The organism is Streptomyces lavendulae subsp. lavendulae (assembly GCF_002803845.1).
Taxonomy (GTDB): Bacteria; Actinomycetota; Actinomycetes; order Streptomycetales; family Streptomycetaceae; genus Streptomyces; species Streptomyces lavendulae.
On sequence record NZ_CP024985.1, the window covers coordinates 232,847 to 259,026 of the forward strand.

At 68.0% G+C, this 26,180-nt stretch carries 21 protein-coding genes and 1 pseudogene; 10 read left to right on the forward strand and 12 right to left on the reverse strand.

Annotated features, from left to right (window positions below):
- Positions 1–216 precede the first annotated feature (216 nt).
- Positions 217–1,101 (forward strand): PQQ-like beta-propeller repeat protein, encoded by an 885-nt coding sequence (locus tag SLAV_RS01070; protein WP_158741069.1) that lies wholly within the window; start codon positions 217–219, stop codon positions 1,099–1,101.
- Positions 1,102–1,213: 112 nt separating this feature from the next.
- On the opposite strand, the gene SLAV_RS01075 is transcribed toward SLAV_RS01070, so the two are convergent.
- The gene (locus SLAV_RS01075) at positions 1,214–1,525 is read right to left on the reverse strand and encodes a hypothetical protein (RefSeq protein ID WP_158741071.1); all 312 of its coding nucleotides are present in this window, start codon (positions 1,523–1,525) and stop codon (positions 1,214–1,216) included.
- A gap of 171 nt (positions 1,526–1,696) precedes the next feature.
- Here SLAV_RS01075 and SLAV_RS41695 point away from each other — a divergent pair, with 171 nt between their 5' ends.
- Positions 1,697–1,996, forward strand: a complete 300-nt coding sequence (locus tag SLAV_RS41695; protein ID WP_391471547.1) for an SDR family NAD(P)-dependent oxidoreductase — start codon at positions 1,697–1,699, stop codon at positions 1,994–1,996.
- A gap of 638 nt (positions 1,997–2,634) precedes the next feature.
- A complete protein-coding gene (locus tag SLAV_RS01085; protein WP_030242126.1) occupies positions 2,635–3,024 on the forward strand; it encodes a hypothetical protein in 390 nt (129 codons plus the stop codon).
- A 181-nt stretch (positions 3,025–3,205) separates the two neighbouring features.
- Here the strand turns inward: SLAV_RS01085 and SLAV_RS01090 are convergent, their stop codons facing one another.
- Positions 3,206–3,409, reverse strand: coding sequence for a cold-shock protein (locus tag SLAV_RS01090; protein WP_030242128.1), 204 nt, complete (start codon positions 3,407–3,409; stop codon positions 3,206–3,208).
- Between the two features lie 238 nt (positions 3,410–3,647).
- Positions 3,648–3,929 (reverse strand): MerR family transcriptional regulator, encoded by a 282-nt coding sequence (locus tag SLAV_RS01095; RefSeq protein ID WP_100660743.1) that lies wholly within the window; start codon positions 3,927–3,929, stop codon positions 3,648–3,650.
- Positions 3,930–4,904: 975 nt separating this feature from the next.
- On the opposite strand from SLAV_RS01095, the gene SLAV_RS42025 reads away from it, so the two are divergent.
- The 4 genes and pseudogenes from SLAV_RS42025 (at position 4,905) to SLAV_RS01115 (ending at position 8,553) form a co-directional block, all read left to right on the forward strand.
- Positions 4,905–5,036: an ATP-binding protein gene (locus tag SLAV_RS42025; protein ID WP_394298644.1), complete on the forward strand. Its 132-nt coding sequence runs from the start codon at positions 4,905–4,907 to the stop codon at positions 5,034–5,036.
- A gap of 220 nt (positions 5,037–5,256) precedes the next feature.
- Positions 5,257–5,975 (forward strand): annotated as a pseudogene (locus SLAV_RS01105) (IS5 family transposase).
- Between the two features lie 116 nt (positions 5,976–6,091).
- Positions 6,092–6,898: a class I SAM-dependent methyltransferase gene (locus tag SLAV_RS01110; RefSeq protein ID WP_244225227.1), complete on the forward strand. Its 807-nt coding sequence runs from the start codon at positions 6,092–6,094 to the stop codon at positions 6,896–6,898.
- Positions 6,899–7,338: 440 nt separating this feature from the next.
- A complete protein-coding gene (locus SLAV_RS01115) occupies positions 7,339–8,553 on the forward strand; it encodes a hypothetical protein (protein ID WP_234333952.1) in 1,215 nt (404 codons plus the stop codon).
- On the opposite strand, the gene SLAV_RS01120 is transcribed toward SLAV_RS01115, so the two are convergent.
- The 3 genes from SLAV_RS01120 to SLAV_RS01130 all read right to left on the reverse strand — a co-directional run bounded on the left by SLAV_RS01120 (position 8,531) and on the right by SLAV_RS01130 (position 12,614).
- Complete coding sequence (locus SLAV_RS01120) at positions 8,531–10,351, reverse strand: asparagine synthase-related protein (protein WP_030241094.1); 1,821 nt, start codon at positions 10,349–10,351, stop codon at positions 8,531–8,533. The two genes, SLAV_RS01115 and SLAV_RS01120, sit on opposite strands and share 23 nt — an antisense overlap.
- Before the next feature lies 1 nt (position 10,352).
- On the reverse strand, positions 10,353–10,979 hold the full coding sequence (locus tag SLAV_RS40605; RefSeq protein WP_030241091.1) for a lasso peptide biosynthesis B2 protein: 627 nt from the start codon (positions 10,977–10,979) through the stop codon (positions 10,353–10,355).
- A gap of 552 nt (positions 10,980–11,531) precedes the next feature.
- Complete coding sequence (locus SLAV_RS01130; protein WP_030241089.1) at positions 11,532–12,614, reverse strand: MBL fold metallo-hydrolase; 1,083 nt, start codon at positions 12,612–12,614, stop codon at positions 11,532–11,534.
- A 253-nt stretch (positions 12,615–12,867) separates the two neighbouring features.
- Between SLAV_RS01130 and SLAV_RS01135 the strand changes: the two genes are divergently transcribed.
- From SLAV_RS01135 to SLAV_RS01145, 3 genes are all read left to right on the forward strand, one after another.
- Positions 12,868–13,869, forward strand: a complete 1,002-nt coding sequence (locus SLAV_RS01135; RefSeq protein ID WP_030241086.1) for a DUF2278 family protein — start codon at positions 12,868–12,870, stop codon at positions 13,867–13,869.
- Positions 13,870–14,058: 189 nt separating this feature from the next.
- Positions 14,059–15,720, forward strand: a complete 1,662-nt coding sequence (locus SLAV_RS01140; protein ID WP_051841515.1) for a hypothetical protein — start codon at positions 14,059–14,061, stop codon at positions 15,718–15,720.
- 102 nt (positions 15,721–15,822) lie between these two features.
- Positions 15,823–16,971, forward strand: a complete 1,149-nt coding sequence (locus SLAV_RS01145) for a DUF8225 domain-containing protein (protein ID WP_030241080.1) — start codon at positions 15,823–15,825, stop codon at positions 16,969–16,971.
- A gap of 55 nt (positions 16,972–17,026) precedes the next feature.
- On the opposite strand, the gene SLAV_RS01150 is transcribed toward SLAV_RS01145, so the two are convergent.
- From SLAV_RS01150 to SLAV_RS01175, 6 genes are all read right to left on the reverse strand, one after another.
- Entirely contained in the window at positions 17,027–20,113 is a 3,087-nt protein-coding gene (locus SLAV_RS01150) for a patatin-like phospholipase family protein (protein WP_078950731.1), read from the reverse strand.
- Positions 20,114–20,245: 132 nt separating this feature from the next.
- The gene (locus tag SLAV_RS01155) at positions 20,246–22,108 is read right to left on the reverse strand and encodes a peroxidase family protein (RefSeq protein WP_078950730.1); all 1,863 of its coding nucleotides are present in this window, start codon (positions 22,106–22,108) and stop codon (positions 20,246–20,248) included.
- A gap of 36 nt (positions 22,109–22,144) precedes the next feature.
- A complete protein-coding gene (locus SLAV_RS01160) occupies positions 22,145–22,525 on the reverse strand; it encodes a hypothetical protein (RefSeq protein ID WP_030241072.1) in 381 nt (126 codons plus the stop codon).
- 141 nt (positions 22,526–22,666) lie between these two features.
- Positions 22,667–24,064, reverse strand: coding sequence for a Dyp-type peroxidase (locus SLAV_RS01165; protein ID WP_030241070.1), 1,398 nt, complete (start codon positions 24,062–24,064; stop codon positions 22,667–22,669).
- An 18-nt stretch (positions 24,065–24,082) separates the two neighbouring features.
- Entirely contained in the window at positions 24,083–25,711 is a 1,629-nt protein-coding gene (locus SLAV_RS01170; RefSeq protein WP_234333949.1) for a hypothetical protein, read from the reverse strand.
- A gap of 164 nt (positions 25,712–25,875) precedes the next feature.
- Complete coding sequence (locus SLAV_RS01175) at positions 25,876–26,178, reverse strand: protealysin inhibitor emfourin (protein ID WP_030241064.1); 303 nt, start codon at positions 26,176–26,178, stop codon at positions 25,876–25,878.
- Positions 26,179–26,180: the final 2 nt, after the last annotated feature.

Below are 26,180 nucleotides of genomic sequence, written 5' to 3' on the forward strand. Positions count from 1 at the left end.
CCGCATGACACAGCAAGCGTTTCCCCGCCCCCATGGCGCGAAAGACACGCAGGGCAGCCTGAAACGCCGCTCCAGTCCGCACCATCGGCACCACGACGTTCTGCGGCCGGAAAAGGCATCCGGCCACCTGGAGCGGGAAGGCGCCGGAATCCACCCTCAAGGGTCCTGCCAAGGGCCGAGCGGCGAGACAAGGCCGCAAAACGACGGAGGAAGTGAATGTTGTTTTCATTAAGCAAGCCGGGCGTGCCGTGGCGAACGGGGCTGCGCTCCGCCGCCGTGGTATCGCTGTTGGCCATGGGTGCCACCGCCTGTGGCGCAGGAGGATCATCGGACAATCCCCAAGCCGGACAGGCGCCGCAGTCCACCCAGGCAACCTCGACGCCGGACGGAAAGAAGACGCTGGACGCGCCAGTCGCCAAGGGCCTCGGCTCACTCACCAGCGGCAACCTCACCCTGCTGGCCTTCTACGATCCGTCGACGGGCAAGGAGACCTTCAGTACGACGCTGCCGCAGTACTCCGAGAAGAACCCGTGGAAGCGCTACAGCTTCTCGCCGGACTGGAAGCGGCACGCCTGGGTCAAGGACGGCGACCTGTTCGTGGGCAGCTTCACCGGCTCTACGATCACCTCTGCGTACGACGAGACCCCAGGCGTGAAGATCGGCGGCAAGCCCACCTTCAACGGCGGTAAGCGCGCCTACCGCCAGCCCCGCTTCAGTGCTGACGGCAAGAGGATCTTCGCCCTGGCCAATGACGAGAAGGTGTACTCGGCCGATCCCTCGTCACCCGACCAGCTCACCGAGGAAGCGACCCTGGACCAGGGAAGTTTCTTCGGCGGCAGAAGCGAACTCCTGTGGGACCTCACAGCCGACGGCAAGGTCGTCAAGCGGCCCGCCCCTGTGCACCCTGAGCGAGGCGGGCAGGCGACCAGCCCAGACGGAACCAAGACGCTGATCTACAACGGCAGCGGCTGGTTCCTCAAGGCGAACGGCGCAACCGGCGAACCGCAGCTCGCTTTCGAAACACTCACCGACGACACAGACAAGCCTGTGGGAAGCGGCCCGAACCCTGGCATGGACGTGGACATCATCGGCTGGTACTGAGCCGGCCACACACTACGGAAAGCCTCGCATCACGGGTCGATGATGCCAGCGCCCCTGCCGGAGCAGACACTGCCGCTCCGGCAGGGACGCGAGGCCAACGAGCGCCCTTCAACTACCAGCAACCGCCGCACTGCCACCGGCAGTGCACCGCACGGTCGGTGCCCAGCGTCCGCAGCAGGGTGCTCTGGGGTCTCAGCATCACGGTGCGCTCAGCGGCCAGCCTCTCGCCCGTGGTGCAGGCGGGGCTGATGGGGTTGATGCGCCCGCTGGTCATCCTCGCGCACCGGGTGCGGTGCGGGGGCTCCTCCTGGTGGGCGTACAGCTGTCTGAGCGCGCGGCCTCGATCGACCATCTCGGTGACGGAGTCCGTGAAGTGCCGCATCTGCTCGGCGGTGCAGCACCGGACCATCACTGTCTCTCCCACCGCGGTTCCGAACCCGAGAGACCGAACTTGGGTCTGGCCGCTGTGCGACAGGCCGTCGCCGCGTGGAGGCCAGCTCGCCGGGCACGGTGCGGCCGTGGCGCTGGTGGCCCGGCGCGAGACCGTCTGGACAGCACCGCCGCCGAGATCGAGAAGGCTGGCGGCACCGCGACGGTGGTGGAAGCCGACATCACCGACCGCATCCAAGCCGAGGCTGCAGTGGAGCAGACTGTCGAGCGCTTCGGCCGGCTGGACACTCCGGTGAACAATCCCGGCCTGATGCTGCTGGGTCCCGTCGTCGGCGCGGACGCCGAGGAGTGGGAGCGCATGATCGCCGTTAATGTCCAGGGCCTGCTCTACACCACCCGCGTCGCCCTCCCGCACCTGCTCAAGGCCGCGGAGGACGGGCCGCGCCGGGTCGCCGACATCAGCTGTGTCACTGGCCGCGTCGCGATGAACGGCCTCGGCGTCTAAAACCTCACCAAGTTCGGGGTGAACGGCTTCGCCGAGTCCCTGAGCCAGGAAGTCACCCAGCGGCACGTCCGCGTCGGTGTCCTGGAGCCCGGTGGTGTGCACACCGAACTGGCCCTGCACAACAGGCCCGTGATCCAGGACGAGATGATTACTCCTCTCCTCGGGGTGGTCGAGTTCCTCGCCCCCGAGGACATCGCCAACGGCGTCGCGTACAGGGTCACGCGGCCCCGCCACGCCTCCATCGGCGAGCTGTGGATCAGGCCCACCGAACAAGCCTGGTGGCCTCCGGCCCGCCCGATCCTCCCCGGTCGACCGCTCGGCCGGCCGCCGGAACGGGCACGACGCATCATCACCGCACACACCGAATGGACCACGGCACCTGAAAGGCACCCGCCCCGGCCCGACGTCCGCTCGCCCCGGCGGCCTCACCTTCTCAGACCCGGACCGCCATATCTGAGCGCTACCACCACGGGTTGCGCCACGTCCAGGACCAGCTCACCACCTAGCCCCACCGCCCGGTGTGCCAGCCCCTCCACCTGGACAGTGGTCGTAGCCGGCCCGACTCCCGCCTCGGATACCGTGTTCCACTACGGGGTGCCATAACGGATGTGACGCCCCCCACCGGAGGTAGTTACCGTATGAGTTCAAAGCGCAGCAAGAATCCAGCCCTGCCCGTACTTGACGACGCATTCCGACTCGCGTCGGTCAAGGACGCCGAAGAGTCCACCCGGGACTTGGCCGCGCGGCTGGCCACCACCGAGCTGCGCCGCGTTTCCCACCCGGGCCGGGTCACCTGGGAGCCCACCGATCAGGCCGAGCCCGTACCGGTCCCGCCGACTGTGGTCGACGGTGAAGGGGACCTGTGGCTGCGGGACCGGGGCACTGGCACCTGGACCATGCCCGAGTTCAACCCGAAGGAGTTCCCGGCCCGCTGTGGCGAGGTTCTGACGTGGAACCAGCTTGCCCGCGAGTTCGGCCCGCTGACCGCACTCGCCGACGACCGCCGCATCGGCGGCAGGCGGCGCTGACCGCGCAGCCTTCTGGGGTGACCGCGCCCCTGAAGCGCCCGTTATCAGGTAGCTGAGAGCTCCAGCCACCCGCCAAGCTCGACGATCGCGGCGAGCAGGTGAGCGTGAGCCGATGACTCTGCGGGGGGTTGCCGGCAATGGCCGCACGGAGTCCTCCGTGCGGCCATTGCCGTATCCGGGGTCAGGCGGGGGTGATGTTCTCCGCCTGGGGGCCCTTCTGGCCCTGGGTGACGTCGAACGTCACGGCCTGGCCCTCCTGCAGCTCGCGGAAGCCCGAGGAGTTGATCGCGGAATAGTGGGCGAAGACGTCGGGGCCGCCGCCGTCCTGGGCGATGAAGCCAAAGCCCTTCTCCGCGTTGAACCACTTCACAGTTCCCGTAGCCATGTCTCATGCCTTCCAGTCGATGAACGCCTTCCACGACATGCGGAAAGCGGAGGTGATCGCCCTGGTTCCTGCGGCACAGCACAGCAAAACGCCCACGCCGAGGCGTGGGCAAAGGGAACTTCCGAACCACGACAGCTGACGCAGACGGTACACGTCCGCACATGCTGTCACCACAGCAAAGCTGTACACGTCGCGGCTTGGCCAGTTGCGCGCATATCCGCTGAAGGCCGGAAGGCGCTCAGGCTGCGGCCGTCGGATTCGCTGATTCGGCGGCGCGGCGGTATCCGACGTTGAGGTGCTGGGCTTCTTCGAGCTGGTCTTCGAGGATGACGATGCGGCAGGCGGCCTCGACGGGGGTGCCCTGGTCGACGAGTTCCCGGGCGCGGGCGGCGATGCGCAGCTGGTAGCGGGAGTAGCGGCGGTGTCCGCCGGCGGATCGGAGCGGGGTGATGAGGCAGGCCTCTCCGATGGCGCGGAGGAAGCCTTGGGTGGTGCCGAGCATTTCTGCGGCCCGGCCCATGGTGTAGGCGGGGTAGTCGTCGTCATCGAGACGGCCGTACGTGTCGCTGCTGTCATTGCAGCTCTCTGTGGAACGCGTGGAGGGGCCCGGGTGCCGTACTGGCACCCGGGCCCCGAAGGAACTGCTACACCATCTGCCGGCCCTGATGCTGCGCCGGCCTTCTGTTTCCGCCTACCCGACCTGGATGCTGTCGGGGGTGCGGGGATCGCGGATGCGTGACCGGAGACCACCTCACTATCGATGTCCTGCGGTACCCGGGCTCCGTACTGCTCGCCCGGGCGATCCTGATGGCGCTCGGCTCCTCCGTTCTTCCCTCTGGATCAATCACTTACCAAACGGGAACTGCGTACTGCTGATACTGCGAACTGCTGGTACTGCCGCTACTGCGAACCGCTTTGTACTGCTGGTGGCCTCTCACAGCGCCACTTCGGCAGCCAGCCCCGTCGCCCATCCTGCATCTGCTCTGGCTTAGAACCCCACCGCCGAACCTCCCGGTGCGCGCGCCCGCAGCCGACGCCTTCACCGAGGTACCACTCACTGATCTCACTGCTGGGTACTGCCAACTGCACCTACTACGGGTACTGCAACTGCGGTACTGCTCACGGCGGCCCCTGATCACTGCGGGCCACCCGGTCCGGTCACCAGTCCCGTCGCCGTCCTGCAACAACCCTGGCTTCGAAACTCCGTCACCGCACCGTCCTGCGAACTGCAACTGCGTGTACTGCTGCCCGGCAGTTCGTCTCTGCCAGGCCCTGCGGTCCTTCTTGGCTACGGGAGAAACCATAACCACACCACCACCCAATGTCTACTCCGGCCGACACAGATTTCCATGCGCTCGCCGATCAGGTAATCGGCCTCGAACAACGACCCGGACAGGCGCCGTGGGGCCGTCACTGGATTACCCGCCACAGCCCAAGGCGCAAGCACCACGCGGGCTCCAGCGGGCATTGCCGATCCAGCCCGCAGACGCCGCGGATGTGCACCCCCGATCTGAACGGCGGCACCGGGGGTTTCGGCTGGCCCACGGTCAACCGCCTCGCCCGTGCCACGTCGGTCACCCGCTGGCCGTCCGGCGGCAAGACCATACGCGCCGTCCTGCCCCGGTGAGACCCGCCCAGCTTTCCCCCGCATGGCGGCATTGCCGCACTGAGCCGGCGTCGTTGAAACGGGCGTATCCCTCGCGAGGCCGTTCCCGAGCCGGCCCCGCCCCGGTCCTGGTTTCCCCCGAAGCCAGGACCAACTGCCCTCACACACCACCCGCGCAAGCCACCGAACGAACTAGGGTGCGTCTTCGAAAGATCGTTCGTTGGTGGATCATGTTTTCGTGATTCGTCGCCATGAACTGACTGATGTCGAGTGGGAGTTGCTGGCTCCGCTGATACCGAGTGCGGGCAGGGGCCGGCCTCGGGCGGAGGACCGTCGGGTGATCAACGGGATGGTCTACAAGATCCGGACCGGGGTTTCCTGGCGTGACCTGCCGGAACGTTACGGCCCGTGGAAGTCGGTCTACACGCGCTTCCGCCGCTATGCCATCGACGGTGTGTTCACCCGGGCACTGCAGCAGATCCAGGCCCAGGCCGACGCAGCCGGTGACATCGATTGGCTGGTCCAGATCGACTCCACCATTGTCCGCGCCCACCAGCACGCCGCCGCCACCGGCCGAAAAAGGGGGAAGCACCGGACGGACGAACCGGACGATCACGCCCTCGGCCGATCCCGAGGAGGCCTGACTGCCAAAATCCATCTCGCCTGCGACGGCCGCGGTCGGCCCCTGGCCGTCCTGCTGACCCCGGGGCAACGGCATGACGGCGTCTGCGCGAGGCCTCTGCCCGAACGCATCCGAGTACCCCGCACCGGCCCCCGCCGGCCCCGCTGCCGACCGGACCATGTCATAGCAAGATCTACCGCCGCCGCAACACCGTCGAACGCTGCTTCAACCAACTCAAAGGCTTCCGCGGCATCGCCACCCGCTACGAGAAAACCGCCGCCTCCTACGAAGCAGCGGTCACACTCGCATCACTTCTGCTCTGGGCAAGATCAATTTGAAGACGGACCCTAGTGCCGCGTCAGAGAATCTTTGCCCTGTTTGGTCGTCAGGCGGGGCAAGCTCCAGGGCACGGCGGCGCGGCGGGGAAGAGGTTTTCTAACGCGACGCTACTGTTATGAGGGTGGCGGGAATCAATGCCGACCGACGGTGGTCCGAGTCCATGCCGGCGGCCTATGAGCAGTACCTCGTGCCGGTGGTCTTCCAGCCTTTCGCCGGGGACCTGGCTGCCAGGGCGGCGGCACTCCGCCCTCGGCGAATCCTCGAACTGGCTGCAGGGACTGGAGTCTTTACGTCTGCCCTGCTCGTGGCGGCACCGTCCGCCAAGGTGACGGCCACCGACCTGAACGAGGCCATGGTCGCTTTCGGGTCGGCTCGATCACCGGGCGCAGTATGGCGGCAGGCCGACGCGCAGCGGCTGCCGTTCCCGGACGGGGGCTTTGACCTGGTGGCCTGCCAGTTTGGTGTGATGTTCTTTCCTGACCGCATCGGGGCCTTCGCCGAGGTCCGCCGGGTCCTCGCTCCGGGCGGCCGGTTCCTGTTCAACACCTGGGGCTCGCTTGGGGCGCACGCCTTCGAATTCGCGCTGCAGGCCGGGCTGGAGCGGGCCTTTCCGGTCGACCCACCGCAGTTCTTCCGGACGGTTCCGCACGGCTACGCCGACCCCGCTGTCGTGGCCGCTGATCTGGCAGCCGCCGGGTTCGCCGTCGAGGAGGAGCAGGAGCTGACACTTCAGGGCTGGGCCGCGTCGACCGCCGACCTCGCCACCGGATACCTCACCGGAACACCGGTGCGCGCGGCCGTCGAGGAACGCGGCGACGGACCGGCCGTCCGCGCCACCGTCACCGAGGAGATGACGGCCCGGCTGGGCCCGGGGCCGGTCACCGCCCCGATGACGGCGTTTGTCTTCCGCGCCGCGGCCTGAACCGCAGCCCGCGCCCTTGCAAAGGATGGGAGTGAGTCGTTCTCGACGGGGTGCGTCCCACCGAGGCCATGCTCATCAGGCGACGTTGGCCCTGGCCACGACATTGCGTAGCCGTTCATCGGCTGCATGCTTGCATCCGAATGGTGATCCCACGGATCGGCACGGACGATGATGCTCGAACCCTCTGAGCAGCGCCGGACCGCTTGGAACGGCGCGGGAGGGCGACACCGTACCGGTCTCAGTCACCATCGAAGCATCCGGAGCACCACGAATACCCTGCAGTCTCGGGAAGTGATCACATGAGCACTCCGCCCAAGTCCAGACCTGGCTCGCGCCTGCAGGTGCGACAGGTGAGGACTCCACCCAGGTCCGGAACCAGCTCACGCCTGCGGGCGCGACGGGTATCGAGGAGAACCCAGCAGTCACAGACCACCGCGGTATTGATCCTGCCGGTCCTCCTCCTGACGGCGTTCTACCTGGGTCTGTTCGGCTTCGAGGACCTCGACGAGGCCCTGACCTTCGTGGGTCGCATCACGGGCGCCGGCCTCATCGCGGCCTCGGCCATCTCACTCCTGGGCAGCGCCGCGGTCATGGACCACTGGTTCTGGAAGATCTTCCCCTACTCCGGAATGGTTGCGCTGGTCGGAACGGTCGCAGCATTGCTGACCAATGCCATGGTCCTATTCGAGATCTCGAACTCGGACTCTCTGTTCTACAAGACCCTGTTTGGCCTGCTCACGGCGGGCTCCGCATGGACCGTCTTCGCGGTGTGGCGGACATTGAGCAAGATCCCGGCTCCGAAGCGGGTGGCCACGGCAGTCATCGCCTCCTCCGTATTCGCGATCGCCAATTTCGGCTATCAAAACCTCTATCAGCCATCCCAGCACGGCGCCAGGCCTGCCATCAAGTTGACCATGGGGCAGCCCGAATTGAACATGGACGGCAAGTCATTCGCCGTACCGGTCGACATTACGCTCGAAAACCACAGCGAGGTGGGCTTCTACATCATGGGCGCCGAGTTCCACGCCATGGGGCAAAAGGTGAAGGTGATCGAGCATGACCGGCTCCGGCAGAAATGGCGTGATGACGCCCAGAAGTGGAAGGAGTACCAAGAGAGAAGCCCGCTCTCCCGCAGGGAAGAACATCAGGACGGCCAACTGTTGGCGGCGCAGCCCTGGATGGCCCCTGGAGGCTACATCGAGGCGAGCGACTCGGTCGCCATTCGAACGCTCGTGCGACTTCCTATCGACACGCAGTACGACCAAGTGGCCTTTTACGCCACCGCGAGCCTCGCGCGCAAAGATCGACTCGGCCTGGATTCAGTTGCTTTTAAAAGCTACTCCTGGAAGGGTGGCAACGTGCCCCAGTGGGTGAAGAGGCAGAAGGAATTCGACTCCCTCATTTACGTCGGCAGGGTGCATCAAAACAATTCAATCGACGAACGTACGATGGATCCCCGCTCCGTATCCATCTATTGGAAATTCGGCACGCACGGCGCAGAAGTGTCCGCATCCATCACAAAGAAGGGCGACGAAAATCGTGAACCCCGCGAAGCGGAAGTCCGCGCGGTAAGAGACCGATACGGCCTCGTCGATGCCCTGACGGGCCCGATCCAGCGATCACTGTGGGACATCAAGAGCAAGAGCCGTCAATGACCGGCGCACCGGGCGCGCGGGGGCGTGGGGCCGCCAATCCGTCCAGCCACGCCACCAGGGCAAGTGAGCTGTTCATGCGATCCCAGGATTCTGCGTTCCCCACGCCGAGCTGTGCCTCCCTCACTGCCCGGCACAGCACCTCGACGTCGAACATCTCCTCGACCAGCGGATGCCTCGCGGAGCGGCAGAGGTCGATGAGTTCATCGCCGTGTTTCCTCAAGCCGCGGGCGTAGAGCTGGTCGAAGGGCACCTTCACGGCTCGGTCGCGGATCCGGGAGGGGAGCAGATCTTCCATGGCCTCGCGCAGAACGGCCTTCGGACGGCCCGGATGGAACGTGGCTGCAACGGGGAGGCTGCGCATCGTGGCGGTGACCTCCCGGTCGAGGAAGGGGTGCGAGAGGAAGAATCCGTCCTGCCGTGCCCGGTGCCAGGACACGGAGTCGGGAGCGGCAAGGTAATTGGCCGCGTCGAGGAACGACTGTTCCGGCCTGCGTCCGAACACGAAGCGGCTCTCCGCGATACTTGCCTCACGGTAGCCGTGGGCCGCTGCGAATCCCGATCGCAGCCAACGGGGGCGGGCGAAGCTTCCGAGGCCACCCAGCACGGTTCCGCGGTGGACGAGTGCTGTGATTCGCTCCGCTGCCAGCGGGAGGGATGGCCGCATGACGTAGTCGTAGACGACGTCGCGCACGCCGCGCTCGGTTCCCGCGGCCCAGGCGCGTGCCTGCTTCGTCATCTGCCGGAGCTGCCCTGTGCGGGCCAGTTTGTGCAGGTGGAGGGGGTTGGCGTCCACGATCGGGTCGGCCCCGCAGCCGGTCATGAGGATGTCACAGCCGAGTTCCGCCGCGGCGCCGTGGAGCCTGCTCCAGAACGGGGCGCGAAAGGCGTGCGCATGAGGCTCGTCCGCGTCTCCGGCGTGGTGTTCGAAGTCGTCGAAGTCAGCCACGTCGCCGGCGTCCACCATCACCGGGCGGGCTGCAGGTGCATGACGGCGAATCTCCTTCATGGCCTCTTCGAGGTACGACCGCTCCCCGGCCAGCTCCCCTGTGTCGAAGCGCCCGGCCAACAGGGCGAGGTCCTCACCGCGGCCCTGCCCCCTACCCAGCAGGCGTGCTGCGAGCAACGCGATGCTGGTGGAGTCGGTGCCGCCCGAGACATGACATACCGTCATTCGGCCCACTCGCCGCCCGACGGCGCTCTCCAGTGCGAGGCGCAGGTTCTTCCCGGCCCCGCTGAGACGGAGCCCGTCCGCCGTCGATTCCCGCAGGGCGTCGGCTTCACCGACGCGTCCGCGCACCCGACCGCGCATCTGCCCCGTGACCGAAAGTTCCACGACCTCGCCGCCGAGAATCCGGTGCACACCGGAGAACGGGGTGAGTCCCGAATGCGGTTGCGCCAGGTTCCCGGTCAGGTACCGGCAGAAGTAGCCGTGTTCCAGCCTTTCGAAGTCGCCCAGACAGCGCGCCGACGTACTCACCGCGCTCACACGCCCACCGGACTCCCTGAAGAACAGGGGAATGCGCGCATGACAGTCGCGCATCAGCACGATGCGATCGGGGTACACCAGGACAGCCGCGTAGTCGCCGATCGGCAGACGGGGTGTGGCTCCCGGTCGCCCAACTGCGTCCAGGAGCCCGCGTGCGCCCGCCACACGGTCACGGGCCGAGCCGACCCAGCCGACGACCACGGCGGTGCCGGCCCGTGAGGAGACCGTCGTCACCAGTCCGTGCCGCGCCATGGCCTCGGCCGCCCGGAGCCTGGGTGCGCCCCCGGCCCAGTCAAGGCGGAGTGCTTGCATGTCACCGGCCGCCACAACTGATCGAGAGAACCGGCGTGAACCCGTGTCCGCGCGGATCTGCATCAGGGATGCACACGCCCGCCGAGGAGCTCCAGGCATGCAGGGCGAACGGGTGCTCGCGGACACCGACGTGAAGCACGGCATCGAGGCCGCACCGCCGCAGAAGGACGAACGCGGTCACGGCCTCGGCCTTGCAGTCGTCGTTGACGAACCAGCTTCTGCGGCCATGTGTGCGCAGTGCTCGTTTCAGCCGCGCCACCTCCTCCGCTGAAGGGAGGTCTGCACGTGCGCACACCGGGGCCGCCAAGGACAGGAGCCGAAGGACGCGCCCGAACCCGACGGTCCGGATCGAGAGATGCACTCCGCGCAGCCAGAGCCCGACCTCGGCGTCCGAGTACGCCTTTCGGCAAGCCGTCGCGCATCCGGTGCGGATGAGATCGGTGACGAGCTCGGCGCGCTCCTCAGCGCTTCCCACGATGAACTTCTCGACGTCCGTCGCCGTCATGCCGAGAAAACGCGTCCGCCGCCTCCAGTCGGAAATCAGAGCACCGTTGGACATCCCGGTGACACGGCAGTGCGGTGACAGCATCCGCGTCATGGCCTCCAGGGCATCGGTCTCTTCTGTCACCTCACACCCCAAACTCGGCCTGCCGCAGGTACTCTGCAGCAGGCCGAGTTCGACGTGGCGGGCTGTGTCAGGACTGGTACCCGTGACCGTCGTAGAGTTCCCCGCTGAAGCCTCGAATCAAGCGGCCGTTGCCAAACAAAACAAGCCGATGCGGTATACGGCGCCGCAGTCGTCGAAGGTACATCGCCTACCTCCAGAATCAAGCAGCGTTGAACACTTCCGACGCTACTCTGCACCGCATGCCTCGCAACCGGACTGCGGGGCAGGGCCGTGGGGAGCGCAGCCACAGGCGGGGACGGCGCGGCCACGGCGAGGAAACGGGCTCGGTACACCGGGCACCATCTTTCGATGACGGTAGACGTGGACTGCGGCCAGCGGAACACGGTCCGGGGGCGGAGCCGCGGCGACATCCCGCGGGAGCGGCCGGACGGCGCAGCGGATCAACACCCACGGCGCGCGGCTGTTCGGGCGCCCTCATGCAGGATGGCGGTCGTGGCCGCTGCCAGCGCTGCGCCCCTCACCGCACCTCGGCGGCGAGGTCGCGGTGAAGTGTCACGCCGTCGCCGGTAATTCAAGGACCGCGCCGGTCTCCGGGTCCGCGGGGAAGCGCGCGGAGTACCCGTATCGCTCGCACAGCTCCGGATCAGCCCACCGGGCGGTGCGCTGCGTCCGGTAGTTGAACCACAGCGTCGGGCCGTCCGGTGCGGACAATACGACGCGGGCGAGTGCCTCGTCATCGGGATGGTGGTAGGTGTCACCGTTGGTGGATACGAGGTAGTGCCGGGCAGGAGCGACTTCGAGCAGGGCCTCGGTCACGTTCCGCCGGCTGGCGTGGTGGGGAAGTTTGAAGGCGTCCACCTCCAAGGCCCGCAGGCCGCGGTGGTCGGCCACCCCTTTCAGGCCTCCCCCGAGCACGGCGCCGAACGCGTCGGCCCCGAGCACGGCGCGGGCGCCATGGTGCTCGATCAGCAGCGCGATGCTGCTCCCGTTCGGAGCCGTCGTGTCATCGGTCGTCTCGTGGGCGGCGACGGCGGCCAGATCACCGAGGGGCTCCAGGACGTCGGGCCTCATGTCGGCCTGCCAGCCACGCCGGGCATGGTCGATGGTTTCGGACCACTCGCGCTCCAGCATCACCAGGCGCTCGTTGGTCGGTGAGAGCACGGTGATGTGCGGCCCGTCCGGGACCGGCACCTCGATGAACCCGAACTCGTCCCCGGTGTCGATGGGACCGCCGCCGAACGCTCGGTTCCACGGGAGTACGGGGCCGGCGGATACCCCGAGCAACGCCGCCACCAGGCTCTCCCCCTGGGCAACGCTGCCCTCCACCCTGCCCTCTGCGGGCAGGTGCGGGGGGCCGTTGAACCAGTAGTCGCCGACGTCTTCGGCGTACTCGCTCCGCAGGAACGGGAGCATGCCGCCTATGTGGTCGCTGTCGATGTGGGTCACCACCGCGACGTCAATGTGCCGCTCGTCGGGTTCGAGCCGGCTCAGCCTCTTTTCGAGCCGGGGCCAGGTGCCCGGAGGGCCGCCGTCGACGAGCATGCGCCAAGGCGGCCCGCTGCCGCGCGCGCACTCCACGAGCAGACAGTCGCCCAATCGCGCGGGCAGTACCTCGATGCGGATGGCTGTGTCCATGGGATCGTCTCCCTCCAGCCGGGCGCACCACCAAATCTACGCTTGTCAGCCGGGCGCCGCAGCGCTGCGGGGAGGTACCGGCCCGTTCGTCGGCCGCAGGGCAGGCGGGTGAACATTGGGTGATTCGGTGTCCCGCCGGGGCGTGGTCGGGGGATAACGGCGAGGAGGATGAGCAGTCGGCAGGGCTGCCCCGGCTCGCCCAACGCCCACACCCCGGCCGCGCCGCTCCACACCGGAATCCAGAGGATGACCCATGCCGCTAAAAGGTTATGGTGTCCTGGCCGCCCGCGCCGTCGACCGGCGCCGGGAGGGATCCAGAGATACTCCGCACTACCAGATCCACCTCACCGACAACGCCGGCACCCACTACCGGGCCGCCGTCAACGTGGAGTCACAGCAGGCGCCCTCCGAGCTCCTGTACCTGGCCGACGACGATTTCCGCCATCCCGTGACCGAGCTGCTCCCGCCGGCAGGCAGCGGATGGACGGCCCTCGTGTCACAAGCGGGCAAGGCCAGCCTGGACTTCATCCGCGGCAACCTGTTCGACCCCGCCGCGATGCGCATGCTCCCGCCCGATGTCGAGGGCGCCGACAACGACCTGGCCGACCTGCTCGACCACTACGTGCAGCGTGCCATCGCCGACCCGACCGCCGCCGTCTACGTCTTCGGTCAGCGGTTCGGCCCCGAGAAGAACATCCCGGACAAGGTGTTCGGCTTCCGGCCCGGCAACGGCGTACACGACATCCACATGAACCAGGGCAACAGCGGCCGGTTCCACTCCGACAACGGCGTCTGGCAGGACGGCGCCTTGTTCGTGCACCTCCCCGCCGAAAACCGCTGGATCGCGATCTTCCTGGCCTTCCAGTCCCAGGCCTGGCACACCGCCGACCAAACCGGTCACCCCCTCGACACCGCACCGCTCCGCTCCGGCGACCGCGACGAGCCCCTGCGGATCATGGCCGCACTGGTCCATCCCTCCGGCCCCGCGCCCGAAGCCGTCACCGTGCTGAACGTCTCGCCGACGCCGGTCGACCTTCAAGGTTGGCGGCTCACCGACCTCAACCAGCACACCCTGCCGCTCCCCGCCGGCACGCTCCAGCCCGGCGGCACCCTCACCGTCCCAGGCGGCAACGGATTCCATCTCGACAACCAGGGCGGCACCATCACCCTCGTCAACCCGGACGGCATCAAAGTCCACGGCGTCGCCTACACCGCGAGAGAAGGCGCGCGCGAGGGACGGACCATCACGTTCTGAACACCACCCGCACCAGGCCCCACAGCACCCTCGTCGGCCGCCTGACCGGCAGGCGAGGGTGTTCTTGAGTACGGCCATGGGAGTGGATCTGCGGCTGCCGCCGGAATGGGGCGGCATGCCCGGGTACGTATGTGCACATTGGCTTTTGGTGCCACTGGAAGCATGACACCTTGTGGGAGCGGACTGGCCATGCCCGACCACGCACAACTGCGGCGGGCGACCGCCTGGATGAGCGGAACTGCCGTCGAGGAGGGCGACGCCGCCCGCGTCTCGGTTGCCTTGCCCGATTCATCCGGTCACTTCCCGCCGGAGCCTGACATCGCCGATGGCGCCTGCGGACCAGGTTCCACCGCGCTGGAGCCAGGCCGGCTGTACCGCAGGATCAGCGGCCGTGACGATCGGGCTCGGCCCGTCAGGGATGAGGAACTGGCGGAGTTGGGCGACCCGATGGCGGTTACGTTCTTCCGCGCGGGCAGGTTTCCGACCACCGTGCAGGAACTGCTGTCCGAACTCCCCGCCACGGCAGCCGCCTCACGCAAGGTGTACCTGGTCAGTGAGGCCGGGCAAATCTCACCGGGTGCCCTCGGCGAGCGCGACATGCGGTTCGCGATGACCACCGCCGTGGAAGGCAATCAGGTGGACCTTCTGGTCAGCACCCAGGCCGGCGGCGACCCCGAGCGAGGATTTCTCCAGGTCGCGGGGTGGGATTCCGCAGCAAAGGTCTTCAATTTCTATGCCCGTTTCGAATCGAGCTGGGTGTGGGCGGGCAACTCCTGGCACTCGCTGGAGCCCGACTCCCGGGGCAAGGGCTGCTTCGACAGCCATGTCAACGGCAGCGCCGTGATGAAGGAACTGAGGATCCCCTGGCTCAACTGGCAGTCGGAGCGGGCCACGATCCGGCTCGCCGAGGATGACCCTCTCCGCCAAGACCAGCTGTTCCAACAAGTCATCGGAGCCGAGCGGCTGGAACTCACCGTCCGGTTTCTCGTCACCCGGTGGACGGCTGCCCGCCTAGCCGCGGTGACCGCGAACGGCGTGGTGGACCACCCCGACCGGCTGCTGCGCCACCTGTTCACCAACACCACGGTCAACCTCACCAGTACAGACCGGCAGAGCAGCACCATCACTGCGGACAGTGGCGAGCTGACGCTGCCCTCGGGGTTCTGGCTGAACCAGGACCTCCTGTTCGACGACCTTCGACTGTTCACGCAGGCTGCTCCGCCCAGGGCACCGGCCGCCGCGTACCTGGCCGGCCTGACGCGGTTCGGTTTCGGGCTGGAGGAGAAGTTCAGCGGCTTCTCCCAGCCAGGTGACACGTTTTTCGCCTTCGTTGTCCCCGAGGCCGCCCACGAGGACAACGAGGTGGTCCGGCAGATGGTCCGCAAGGGACTCATCTCCGCCAGGTTCGCCGCCTGCGCGCTGATGGTGGACTTTCCCAACCCGGTCTTCAGTCCAGCCCGCAGTCTCCTCATGCGGTACGTGCCGACCACTCCCACCAAGGCCGCGGAGTTGGGTGAAGAGGTCACCCGGGCCATCTTGGACGCCGCGCGCACACGGAACCTGCCCGCCGACAGTCCCGAAGCCCGCTTCGCCGCGCACTGGCAAGTACCCGAAGACGCCTGGCCATCAGTGTTCGGACAACGGGTCGACGCCTATCTGCGCAAGGTCACCCAACGGGTCCAGACCGCATCCGGATTCGACGACTACGTCCGGTTGGCCGAGTCGCGGCGTCGGCAGTTTCGCCGCATGAAACTGCATGAGTTCGAGCTCACCATGCCGGTCACCAACATTCCCCCCGGTGCGCCACCACTGGCGATGCGCGAGGACGGCACCGTCACGGAGCTGACCTGAAGCCGCCCCGCCCCCATCAGCCGGAACGGCATCGGCTTCAGCGGCGCCAGCGACCGCATTGTTCCGCCCTTTCCGCCTTCACCAGCAAGGAGAACGAGCGCCATGGCCACACTCGATGCGTACGGGCCTCCCGGCAACCTCGACGATCTGGATGACTTCGGCCGCAAGGCCTGGAACAAGTTCATCTCCGACACGGTCGACGAGGCCATTCAGGGCCCCGATCCCCGTCAGGTACTGAACGACAGCCCGAGACCGCAGTTCTACAACCTGACCGGCACGGACACGGCCTCGGACGTGCAGCGCGTCTCCATCACGTGGACCTCCTTCCCCCGCATCATCAAGATCACTTCTGTTGGCGATCTCCAGCGATGGCAGCGCGCCGACGCCAGCCGCGACGTCCAGGACGAATACTGCGAGTGGAGCGTCACCCGCGACGGCTCGGGAAAGATCACCCGGGTGACGTTCACCTGTGAAGGCCCCGAGTATTGGGAAGTCCTGGCCCACACGAACCCGGACAAGGTGGTCGACCTCTACCGCGCCTTCATCAGTCCGGACGTGCGGAAGGAGGATCTGTTCTCGCCCAGCGGCAGGTACCAGCCGCGCAACAAGTGGAACGACTCCACGAGCCACGGCGCCATGCACCTGATTCAGGCGAACAACACTCTGGGCGCGGAGATCGAGCTGGCTGCCGCAGCCACCATCCGACGCGTCGTCAACGGCCAGGAGTTGAGCACGGAGCAGGAGCTCGTCAATTGCAGCAAGTACGGGGCCGCGGAGCGCAACAGTGATCCCCACATCGGCGCGGGAGTCAACGCCCTGGCCCGTCAGAGGGCCGACATCAGCCTCGCGGACCCGGTGGGACTGTACTTCGACGACCTGTCGACGGACGGCTGGGAGACCCCGGACGGCTCCGATCCCCGGAGCTACTGGACCTATGTGAGGGGCGACTCGGAACACCGTGTCCGCGCCGTCTACGAAGTGCCCCAGGACAAGGGTTTCGCCGTCGGGGACATCACCATCGGCGGGAGGCCGATCGAGTTCGGAGCCCAGATCGCGGACTTCATCACCATCAGGCTCACGGGCCTCGCCTGCCGGTTCGACGGTTCCACCGCCCAGCCGCAGACCGCCTGCAAGGAGTTCCCCGCCGTCGACGTGCGGCCGGAGGGGTTCGGCGCCTCCGCGTTCTCCACCTCCGGCCGCTTCTTGGATCCCCGGCCCACCCTCTCCTACCGCTCCTCCCGCGCCACCTGACCCGTTCCGCCGGGGAGCGGCCGGCGGGCCCGAACCCTGGACGGGATCTCGCCCGTCACCCGGCAGAAATCGCTTCCTTGGCCTGGGTGCCGATGTAGTGTCCAAGCTCCCGGTAGGCGTCGAACTGGGCATGGTCGAACCACTGGTCAAAGGTGGCCTGGCGGGGGAAGGCCTTCTCCCTGAGGGCGTAACTGAGCAGCTCGTACGGCATCTCGCGGGTCAGACTGGCCTTCACGAAGACGATCGTCCCCTTCGTGTCGGCGGGCGTGCCGGGCGAGAACTCGACCGGCTCGGGGTACTCGATCGTGCCGCGCACCACGCAGCTGGCGGAGAACCGGGCGTTCAGCGCGGCCATCGGCGTCTCGGGCGGAAGCGGTCTGGCGCTGCCGGGTACCAGGTCCAGCAGGTTCTGCCCCTCCTCCTCGAAAGTGATCTTCACTCCGAGGTCTTCGTAGGCGAGCGTGACCGCCTGCGCGAGGGTGGTGGCCAGCGGTGGCGTGTCCCCCGAGGAGTCGATGACGTAGATCGTCCGGCAGCGGAGCCGGAGCGTTTCGACCAGACCGAGATTGTCGAAGTGCCCGCCGTCCGTGCACAGGAGCAAGGGAGTGGTGTCCGAGTACCAGCCCACCAGTTCCTGGAGCTGGTAGCGCAGCCGGCGTACCCGTGGCAGTCGCGGCATGATCCGGCAGGGCCCGTACTTCGCCAGTTCCGCGAGGTAGAGCGGGTTGGGGACCCAGGTGCCCAGCCGCACGTTGGAAAGGGCGAGCAGCCGCTCCATGAACATCGTCTGAGTGCCCATCGCGGAGGCGAAGGCCGCTCCTGACACGGCGATGGCCGACTGCACGGTCAGATCGCGTCCGATCAGCGCGGGGGCCGTGTTCTGCAGGGTGTCGGTGCGGACCCAGCCCGTGTCGGGGCCGCCGCAGTAGTCGGAGGCGAAGGTGAAGGGCACGGCGGGGCGCCCGGGGGCGGTGCGGTTGCGCAGCGAAATCGCGGCCGAGGCGGCGAAGACGACCTGGGGGAAGCCCGCCACTCGCTGCGCGTAGGGGTGCAGCGGGGTCGGCTCGTGGTTGTAGTCGTACGGCAGGGCGCCCACCGAGCCGTCCTTCAACACCGCGCGCCGGACGGCGAAGGCACCCGCGAGCCGCTGTCGGTAGAAGGGGTGCAGGCTGAAGGTGGTCTGGTCGATCACGAACGCCAGCACGATCAGGGCGATGGGGATTCCGGCCTTCCACCAGATGTCCCAGCTGTCGGCGTACACGGCGGCCCAGGACATGAGGGCGAGGTAGAAGAACGCGACCAGGAGCAGCACCAGCCAGCACACCACGACCTTCATCCAGCCGGTGCCGACCTGAACGACGAGGGACGGCCCGCTCTTGCCGAACAAGCCGGCCTTTTCCCCGTCCGGCCTCACCTCCTTCACGGTCTTGTGGACGACGGTGAACCAGGTACCGACCGCAGTCGCCACCGCCGTGAGCGCGGCGAGCGCCGACAGTCCGCTGCCGTCGTTCTGCACCACCCCCTGTTCGAGCGCCAGCCAGGCGAAGAACCAGATCACCGCCGGAAGGACGACGGCGATGAGGGCGACCACCAGGGCCATGGCCACGATCGTGTTCACGATGCTGCGCAGCCAGGCGGGGCGGGACTTCATCGTCCCCGCCCCGACGAAGGCGGCCCCCACGGACACCAGGCCCGCCAGGCCGAACAGGGCGAGAACCGGGTGCCAGGCGTTCGGATACCACTCAAGGGACGGCAGGAACATCTGGGTGGACCCGGGACACTTCGGGACGTCCGGAACCTCACACGTCGGCGCGAACGCCTTCGCCTGCGGCATGAAGCGGCGCAGGTCGGTCAGCGGAAGGTGAGAGTAGAACACGTTCAGGAACTGGCCCGCCACGGCGAAGAGCAGCGCCAGCATGCCGAAGGAAACGGCCATGCCCCGCAGCACCGCCCCCACGGCGTGCATCCTCTCCTTGGGCGTGTCGGCCAGGTACTTGGCGTGGCGGCGGATGTGGTCCTCCTCCTGGCTGCCCGGCAAGAACGCGTCGGCGGGCTCCGCAAGACCGGGCCGCACCGAAGGGTTCCCGTCCGCGTCCCTGAGTCGGGCACCGGTCAGGGCCAGCTGAAGGGCGCCGGCCGTGTACCCACCGCCGGACACCGCCACCAGATAGTCCGCCTGGAGTAGCTGCCCGCGCAGCGCCTGGAGCGCGCCCAGGGTGATCGAGGCCGACCGGATACCGCCGCCGGAAACGCAGAAGCCAACCTCGGCAGGCTGTCGACCGGGCGGCTGGTAGGCACGCGTGCGCCAGCGGGTGGCCGTCTTGTCGGCGGGGTCCTGCGCCTGGGCCTGGTGCGGTTTTGCCGGGTCCGGGGCGGTCCACTCGGGTCGGGGCTCCCAGTCGTGGGGCGCGGCGGGCGGAAGGATCACGTCGGGGTGGCTGCGCTGGCTCTCCGTCTCGCCGGCGGGCCGATTGGTGTGGGCCACGACGGGGCGGGGATGGTCCTCCCGGCCGCTCTGCAGGAGGGAGGGGTCCTGCACACGGCGGCAGTAGAGGGTGACGACGACCACCGCGGCCGCCGCCACCAGCGGGATGACGAGTGCCCACTTCACCTGGGCGAAGTAGGTCGCCCACTGCAGATTCCGCTCCAGATCACGCTCCGAGGCCGTCGGCAGGACGCCGGCCCAGGGCAGTACGGGACCGTCCGGGTCGGCCTTGATCCGGTCCAGCGCCTTCCAGAGGAAGATGTTCTCCACGCAGTCCGCCGCCACCACCACAGGGGTGAGAAAGAGCGCGCGCCGGGCCCACAGGCGCGTGGACTTCCGGTAGAGGAACAGGTACCCGAGTCCGAAAGCCCCGGCGAGAGCCGCTCCGTACCCGGGAATGAACCAGCGCCAGTCCAGCACCAGGCCGTCCTGGAAGAGCTTGGACCCGCCTGCCTCCTTCACGATGGCGCGGGCCGTATCCGCGTTCGTCGGGAACTGCAGCAGCAGTTCGCCATCCTGCGAGGGTCTGGCGCGGAAGGGTGGATCCGCCGCATACCAGAGGATCATGAAGAGCCCGGCGGCAAGCCCGAACAGGCACAACCACACTGCCCAGCCCGGCACGTCTCGCAGCTTCACCCTCGCCTGAGCATTCGCCATGCAGGCAAAGTAGTCACCTGAACACGATTCGTAATGATGCGCGCCCTACACGAGGCTGCGCAGGACCCACTCAGCGCACCCGCCTTGGCCGCGGACCCACCGTTCCCAGCCTGAAGTGTGCCTATATGGCGATCACGTCACTGGATGCAGCGTGTTCCAGGGGGTGAAGGCGTTGTCCACGGCCCGCATGGGCGAGCGCAGTTCCGGAAAATGGCGCAGCATCACGCTGGTCATGCCGTTGTTCTCGATCCAGTCCAGGCCGGCCTGCGTGTACACCTGTGGTGTGTAGTCCCTCGTCAGGAACCGGTCGCTGTTGAGCCGGCGCGAGGCCATCAGGACGAAGATCCGGAAGGCCGTGTCGCTGAAGGCGAAGCCCTTGGGCCGGGGCTCTGCGTACATTCCCACCATCAGGTCGACACCTTCGATGTCGTCGTCGTAGATCCGGCGCATCTCCTCGGCCCAGACCGGGTTGTCCGTCAGTGTGGCGAAGTCGGCAGCGGGCTCCAGGTGGAGCCGGCGCCGGAACTCGTTGTACCTGGGCACGCCCATCTCGCGGATCCGCAGCACGTCGACGGCCGCCAGGTCCATGAGTTTCTCGTCCGGACGCTGGTACTCCTGGAGGAACTTCGGGTAGTTGTGCAAGGTCACCAGGCCGGGGTGCGAGGTACCGAAGGAGTAGAACAGGTCCGGCAGGCCGTGGTTGGCGAACACCTCGTACGCGCGCCGGCCGGTCAGCTCCCTGAAATTGGTCTCCTGAAGCAGCGAGTCGTCCGCGGCCGAGCGGAAGCTCCAGTCGTCGGGCACCAGCGGATGCATGCGGTAGACCGCCACGAACTCTTCGGTGAGGGAGTAAGGGACGCCGAAGTGCTCGGTGTTGCCGCCCACGATGCCGCTGAGCAGCTCGTTCCCGCTGATCCGGCCGAGTAGCCGTTGCACTCGTTCGCCGAGCAGGCCGTACCAGTTGGCGCGCAGTGCGGTGACGGTCGTCGGGTGGCTGATGACGGCGGGGGTCCACTCCACGGTGTGGATCTTGGCGATGAGCGCGGCGTTGATCAGGCGCGCCCGCTGAAAGAACTGTTCGTCCGACCAGGCGGGGAACTCACGGCTCAGCCGGTCGCAGATGGCGTTGTGCTCCAGGGCGAACACGTGGTGCATCATCAGCAGGCCCAGCCAGAAACCCGGAGTGTTCGCGGGATCCAGCTCCGGGGCGTCCGCGAACAGCATGCCGTCGCGGGGCGCTTTGAGTTTGCCCTTCTCGCCCGAGCGCATCCGCCGTTGGGTCGCGAGGTCGCTCCCGTAGAGCTGGGAGGCGTCCCACCAGTGCGAGTTCTCGTTGATGTACGTCGGCGGCAGGCCGTCCCCGTCTTCGGTGCGGGTGGTGTCAGGCAGGGTCCGGGGTACGAGCATCGGCTGGGTCGGCCAGGGGTCGCCGTCCTCCAGTTCGATCCGCCAGGGGTCGTCGATGGCACCCTGTCCGTGGCTGACCCAGTCGCGGATCATGAACTGGAGCCATGCGGCGACCAGGGCGTTGACGGACGTGGCCGGGATGAACTCGTCCCGGGTGAGGAGCGTACGGCTGACCTCACGCGGGCTCGGAGTGAGAATCTGCGGCTCCGGCTCGGGAAAGGTCACGTCCGGCGGGACGTTGCGGCCGAAGCGGGAGTGCGCCATGCCCATGCGCGGGTTGTCGAGGTCGTTGTAGGAGCCGTCGGCGGTGCGCTCGGTGAGGTGCCGCGCGGCCGGCGGCTCGATGTCGGGCACTCCCTGTGCGGGGTACCCGTTGGTGTCGTGCAGGTTCTTGCGGCGCAGGTTGTCGCGCAGGCCCATGAGGGTCAGCAGGCCGAGCGGCGTCGGCAGATGCTGCCAGCCGAGTTTGCGGTCGACGGCCAGCGCCACGTTGTCGTGCAGGCGTACGAACGGCGAGCAGGCGCCCTTGCCCTCGGCATGAGCCGAGGGGTGCGTGCGGGTCCGGGCATGGAAGGGGGCTTTTCGCATCGCGGAGTTCCTTTCGGCGCCACTCGGTCGAAGGGGTCAACCCGTGCCCCGCCGCGGCCAATCGGCCACCAGCGTGAGGGCGACGTTCACAGTGGAGATCGCCGTCGCGGTCGCCGCCGCCCGCGGCGCGAGCATGCCGCACCGGCCGGCTGCGGCGGCCGACAATGCGTCGCTGGTGTGGATGACCGTGCCGACGTGCAAGGCCCTGGCGATCCGGGCAGGGTCCTGGAGAAACAACAGTTCGGCGCCGATGAACGCGGTCCGCACACCGAACATCCGCAGGACGTGGGAGAGGGCCGGCTGCATACCGTCCGCCCCCAGCCGGCGGGCCACCACCTGCGGGGCCAGGAGCGCCGCCACACCGTTCACCAGCCGGATTCCGGCCAGGCTGTACCGCGCAAAGGAGCGCGCGTTCATGGCCATTACCCCTTCCAAGGAGATATAGGGGGAATAGACGGTGTGGGAGCTCGGGCGTCCTATACGATCATAGTGGGGATCGTATGTCTTCGCGCGCCGTGCGGCAGTCGTGCCGGGATCCGTGTGCCCGGGGGGTCCACGTCAGCCCTCGCAGAGGTAGCGCAGCGCCTGGAGGCCCGGCAGGAAGAAGTAGGCGCCGCCCCGGATGGAGACGAACTGCGGCAGGCCGCGGTAGCGGGTGCGGACGGGCACCGCTTGGACGGTGAACGTCGCATCATGGTTCTGGCGGGGCGCGACGACCGGGTCCGGACCGTCGTACAGCCCGTTGAAGTGGGCATTGTTCAGCCAGGTGTGCTGGACGAACTCGAACTGGCGGGAGATGTTCGCTCCCAAACACAGGAAGTGCAAGCCCGTCTCCCCGTCGCCGTCGGCCTCGCCGTCGCCGCCGTAGGCACGGCCGCGGCGCAGGAGCCGGTGGCGTCGGCCGATCGCGACCGACTGCGGCGAGCCGGGCTCGGGGTCCAGCGAGTCGCGGGGGTTGGCCCGGCGCACGTGGGCGCCGAGGGGGCACCTCAGGCCGTCCGGATCGGTGGCGAAGTAGCCGAAGTCGTTGTCCGAGCCGAGGCTGGGGTCGTCCCGCAACGGTGCGTGTACCAGTGGCGCGCCGCTGGGCCAGCGGCCCACCATACGTGCCCCGAGCGCCTCGCCGGCTTCGGGATCGGCGGAGCCGTCGGGGCGCCGCGTCGCCTCTTCGAGGTACCGGTGGAAGCCCGCCACGTTCTGACGGAGCTGCCGGAACACCAGGTAGCTTCCGTTGCGGCCGAAATCGGCGGCGCTGCCTGCGTCCGGCGCGCGGGGCAGCAGACCGGTGGTGTCGTACCCAGCGGGCAGCAGCGGCCGGTCGGTGAGCAGACCGTACTCGTTGGCGTAGCCGAGAACGAACTCCCCCGCCTTGACCGCGTCGTCGCCGACGGCGACCTTGGAGAGCCCCTCGACCAGGGGCTGGGAGATGCCGTCGCGGAAGCCGAAGGGTTCACGGTCGGTCAGCGGGGACGTGCCCAGACGGGCGGCCACGGTGAGCCAGCCGCCCCCGAGGGCGTCCTGGCGAACCTGCGCCTCCAGCCGGCCCAGGAGCTCTTCGTCCCGGGCGTACAACAGTGCCAGGGCGTCCACGGGCGGGCAGTCCGGACCACCCCAGTGCCAGCCGTTCGGCGCGTTCTCCCCCACGTCACCCAGCAGACGGGAGCGACTGGGGTCGGTCATGCCGGAGACGAACTCCTGTGAGAATCCGTCGAGTTCGCGGGTGTCCAGTCCGAGGCGGCGCAGACCGTCCGAGGTGAAGGCCAGGTTCAGGGCCGACTCGGGCGACTGTGCGCCGCCGTTCGTCACCAGCCGGGCCAGCCGCCCCAGTGCGGGGCGCGCGGCCGTCGGGTCCTCCACCGTGATCAGCAGGAAACAGGCCGACTTCAGGTCGTTGTAGCCGCGTATGACGAGGCCCTGGATGTCGTCCAGCTCCAAGGGCGCAGCAGTCTCCGCCATCACCGTCACACCCCTTCTCTAGAACAAGGCGAGCCAGGCCCTGGTCTCGGCCGGGCCGAGTTCCGCGAAGAGGCCCGCGCGGATGGAGGCGTTGGTTTCGAGGTTCCGGGTGGTCAGCGCGTCATACGCGGAGTACCACACCTGCGTCGGCAACTGGTGGCAGCGCAGGTAGTGCTTGAAGGCCAGTTCGTCCTCGGCGCCGTCCCACAGGAGCCACCTGGTGCGCGGATAGCCGTGGCCGTTGCTGAAGACGGCGTTGAGGCCCCAGGCGACCTTGTCGATGAAGTCGTCCATGTAGCTTTCGAGGCTGCCGTCGTAGTTGCTCGCGAAAATGACGCGCCGTTTGTCGTCCAGGAACAGCCAGCGGGCGAAGTGGATGGTCTTGACCCCGGCCAGGCTGCCCCGGTTGAAGAAGTGGCGCACGCCGTAGTCGACGGCGAACAGCACCCCGGTCAGCGTGGCCCGCCGGAACCGACCGGACTTGACGAGGCCCACCGCCGTGAACGGATTCTGCGTGGCGAAGTCCTCGCAGGCCGCCAGCCTGGCCACGTGGTCACGTGAGGGGTGCTCCTGGCTGGGGACGTCACCCCGCTCGCGCCAGCGCAGCACCACGGCCCAGACCGGCAGTGCGATCAGGATGACGGGCAGCAGCGCGAGCGCGATCAGCGGTACGCCCGCGAGGTGCACCGCCTCCCGGATCTGCCACCGCAGCGCGGGCGGGGTGGGGCCTGACCGCGCCCAGGCCAGGTCGGGGCGACCGGCGACGTACCGCTGGATGGCGGCCCGTACCTCCGCCGGATCCGCGGTGGCCTGCTCGGCGCCGCGCCGGTCCAGGAACTCCTGGATCGCCTCGCGCAGCCGGGCTTCCTGCTGGATCTGGTGCAGGCTCCGGCCGACCGTATTGACGTAGAAGGCGTCGCTGGACACGCAGTGGGCCCGCAGCCACGCAACCCGCGCGGCATCCGGTGCGCCGTCGGGTGGATAGTTGCGGCAGTGCCCGAACACCTTTCCCAGGCCGCTGCCTGCCTTGGCGACGAGGTCGGCGAGGTGCGCGTCCAGCGGTGCGTCGGCCTCGCTCATGTAGACGATGCTCGCCGGCATCGTCTGCCCGGTGTGGTCCGTCTCCTCGGGAACGAGGACCAGTCGCGCGAAGTGGACGCCCGCCATCTCGGCGAAGTGGATGAACTCGCCTCCGGCGTGGCGGCGGTTGGCCTCGGCCAATACCTCTTGCACTTCGGCCACCCGGTCCGGGGGCACGGTGGCCCGGACGGTGACGGCGATCTGCTGCGACGCGCGTCGAGACGAAGCTGATGCGGGCGAACCAGGAGAGGACAGGGCGAAATTGAGGATCTTGCGCCGCCCCCAATAGACGATGCCGAGATGGACGCCGGGCGCGACCTCCCGGATCTCGTCGCGGATCCAATGCGCGAGGGCGGACGTCCGGGAGTAGTCCAGCACGGTGCACTCCCCGCCGTCGAGCCGGCTGGCGCCGCGATACACCTTTGCCCGTATCGCGCGCACTCCGAACGGCGTGACTTTGTTGCGCAGTTCGCCCCGGTCGGCGTCGAACACCTTGCCCTTCCACGCGATGAGCCGCACCAGCCGGGCCACCACCGTCGACAGCGCCGCCCCACGCGCCACCAGCACGGTGCCGCGTTCATCCCCGACGGGTACCTCTCCTGGGGGGCTCGTACGGAACAACTCATCGAGAGCGGGGCGGGAAAGGGTTATCAGCCGAGCGACATCCGCCCCCTTGGCACGGCTCATCGCACACCTCCGTGTGCCATACCACCAGGGTGTTTCACCAGGCGTTACTGCTGCTCCAGGTATTCCTGCAGCCGTGCGAGCAACGCCGCGAACGCGGGGGTCATGGCGGCGTCCGACTGCTTGAGGACCGTCGATCGGCCGCCGTCCTCCACCGTTATGGTGTAGCTCATCGCGTCCCTGGCCCGGCTGGGCTGGTCCGCCACGGGCGATACGACGGCCGCCGCCACCAGCCGGGCCAGCTCCGAAGCGGCGTTCTCCGCCAGGGTGTCCGTATCCAGCACCTTGGGCGGGAGGCGGAGATTGACCGTCGCCGCCAGCCCGCCGTGTGTCGCCAGAGTCACCTTCATTG

What these genes read in the sequence shown, in the direction of transcription:
- SLAV_RS01090 (WP_030242128.1), bottom strand. Translation starts at nt 3,409, where the DNA reads ATGGCTACGGGAACTGTGAAGTGGTTCAACGCGGAGAAGGGCTTTGGC.
- SLAV_RS01165 (WP_030241070.1), bottom strand. Translation starts at nt 24,064, where the DNA reads ATGGCGGAGACTGCTGCGCCCTTGGAGCTGGACGACATCCAGGGCCTC.
- SLAV_RS01095 (WP_100660743.1), bottom strand. Translation starts at nt 3,929, where the DNA reads ATGGGCCGGGCCGCAGAAATGCTCGGCACCACCCAAGGCTTCCTCCGC.
- SLAV_RS01070 (WP_158741069.1), top strand. Translation starts at nt 217, where the DNA reads ATGTTGTTTTCATTAAGCAAGCCGGGCGTGCCGTGGCGAACGGGGCTG.
- SLAV_RS01155 (WP_078950730.1), bottom strand. Translation starts at nt 22,108, where the DNA reads ATGCGAAAAGCCCCCTTCCATGCCCGGACCCGCACGCACCCCTCGGCT.
- SLAV_RS01130 (WP_030241089.1), bottom strand. Translation starts at nt 12,614, where the DNA reads ATGGACACAGCCATCCGCATCGAGGTACTGCCCGCGCGATTGGGCGAC.
- SLAV_RS01160 (WP_030241072.1), bottom strand. Translation starts at nt 22,525, where the DNA reads ATGAACGCGCGCTCCTTTGCGCGGTACAGCCTGGCCGGAATCCGGCTG.
- SLAV_RS42025 (WP_394298644.1), top strand. Translation starts at nt 4,905, where the DNA reads ATGTGCACCCCCGATCTGAACGGCGGCACCGGGGGTTTCGGCTGGCCC.
- SLAV_RS01120 (WP_030241094.1), bottom strand. Translation starts at nt 10,351, where the DNA reads ATGCAAGCACTCCGCCTTGACTGGGCCGGGGGCGCACCCAGGCTCCGG.
- SLAV_RS01175 (WP_030241064.1), bottom strand. Translation starts at nt 26,178, where the DNA reads ATGAAGGTGACTCTGGCGACACACGGCGGGCTGGCGGCGACGGTCAAT.
- SLAV_RS01135 (WP_030241086.1), top strand. Translation starts at nt 12,868, where the DNA reads ATGCCGCTAAAAGGTTATGGTGTCCTGGCCGCCCGCGCCGTCGACCGG.
- SLAV_RS01085 (WP_030242126.1), top strand. Translation starts at nt 2,635, where the DNA reads ATGAGTTCAAAGCGCAGCAAGAATCCAGCCCTGCCCGTACTTGACGAC.
- SLAV_RS01145 (WP_030241080.1), top strand. Translation starts at nt 15,823, where the DNA reads ATGGCCACACTCGATGCGTACGGGCCTCCCGGCAACCTCGACGATCTG.
- SLAV_RS01150 (WP_078950731.1), bottom strand. Translation starts at nt 20,113, where the DNA reads ATGGCGAATGCTCAGGCGAGGGTGAAGCTGCGAGACGTGCCGGGCTGG.
- SLAV_RS01140 (WP_051841515.1), top strand. Translation starts at nt 14,059, where the DNA reads ATGCCCGACCACGCACAACTGCGGCGGGCGACCGCCTGGATGAGCGGA.
- SLAV_RS01110 (WP_244225227.1), top strand. Translation starts at nt 6,092, where the DNA reads ATGAGGGTGGCGGGAATCAATGCCGACCGACGGTGGTCCGAGTCCATG.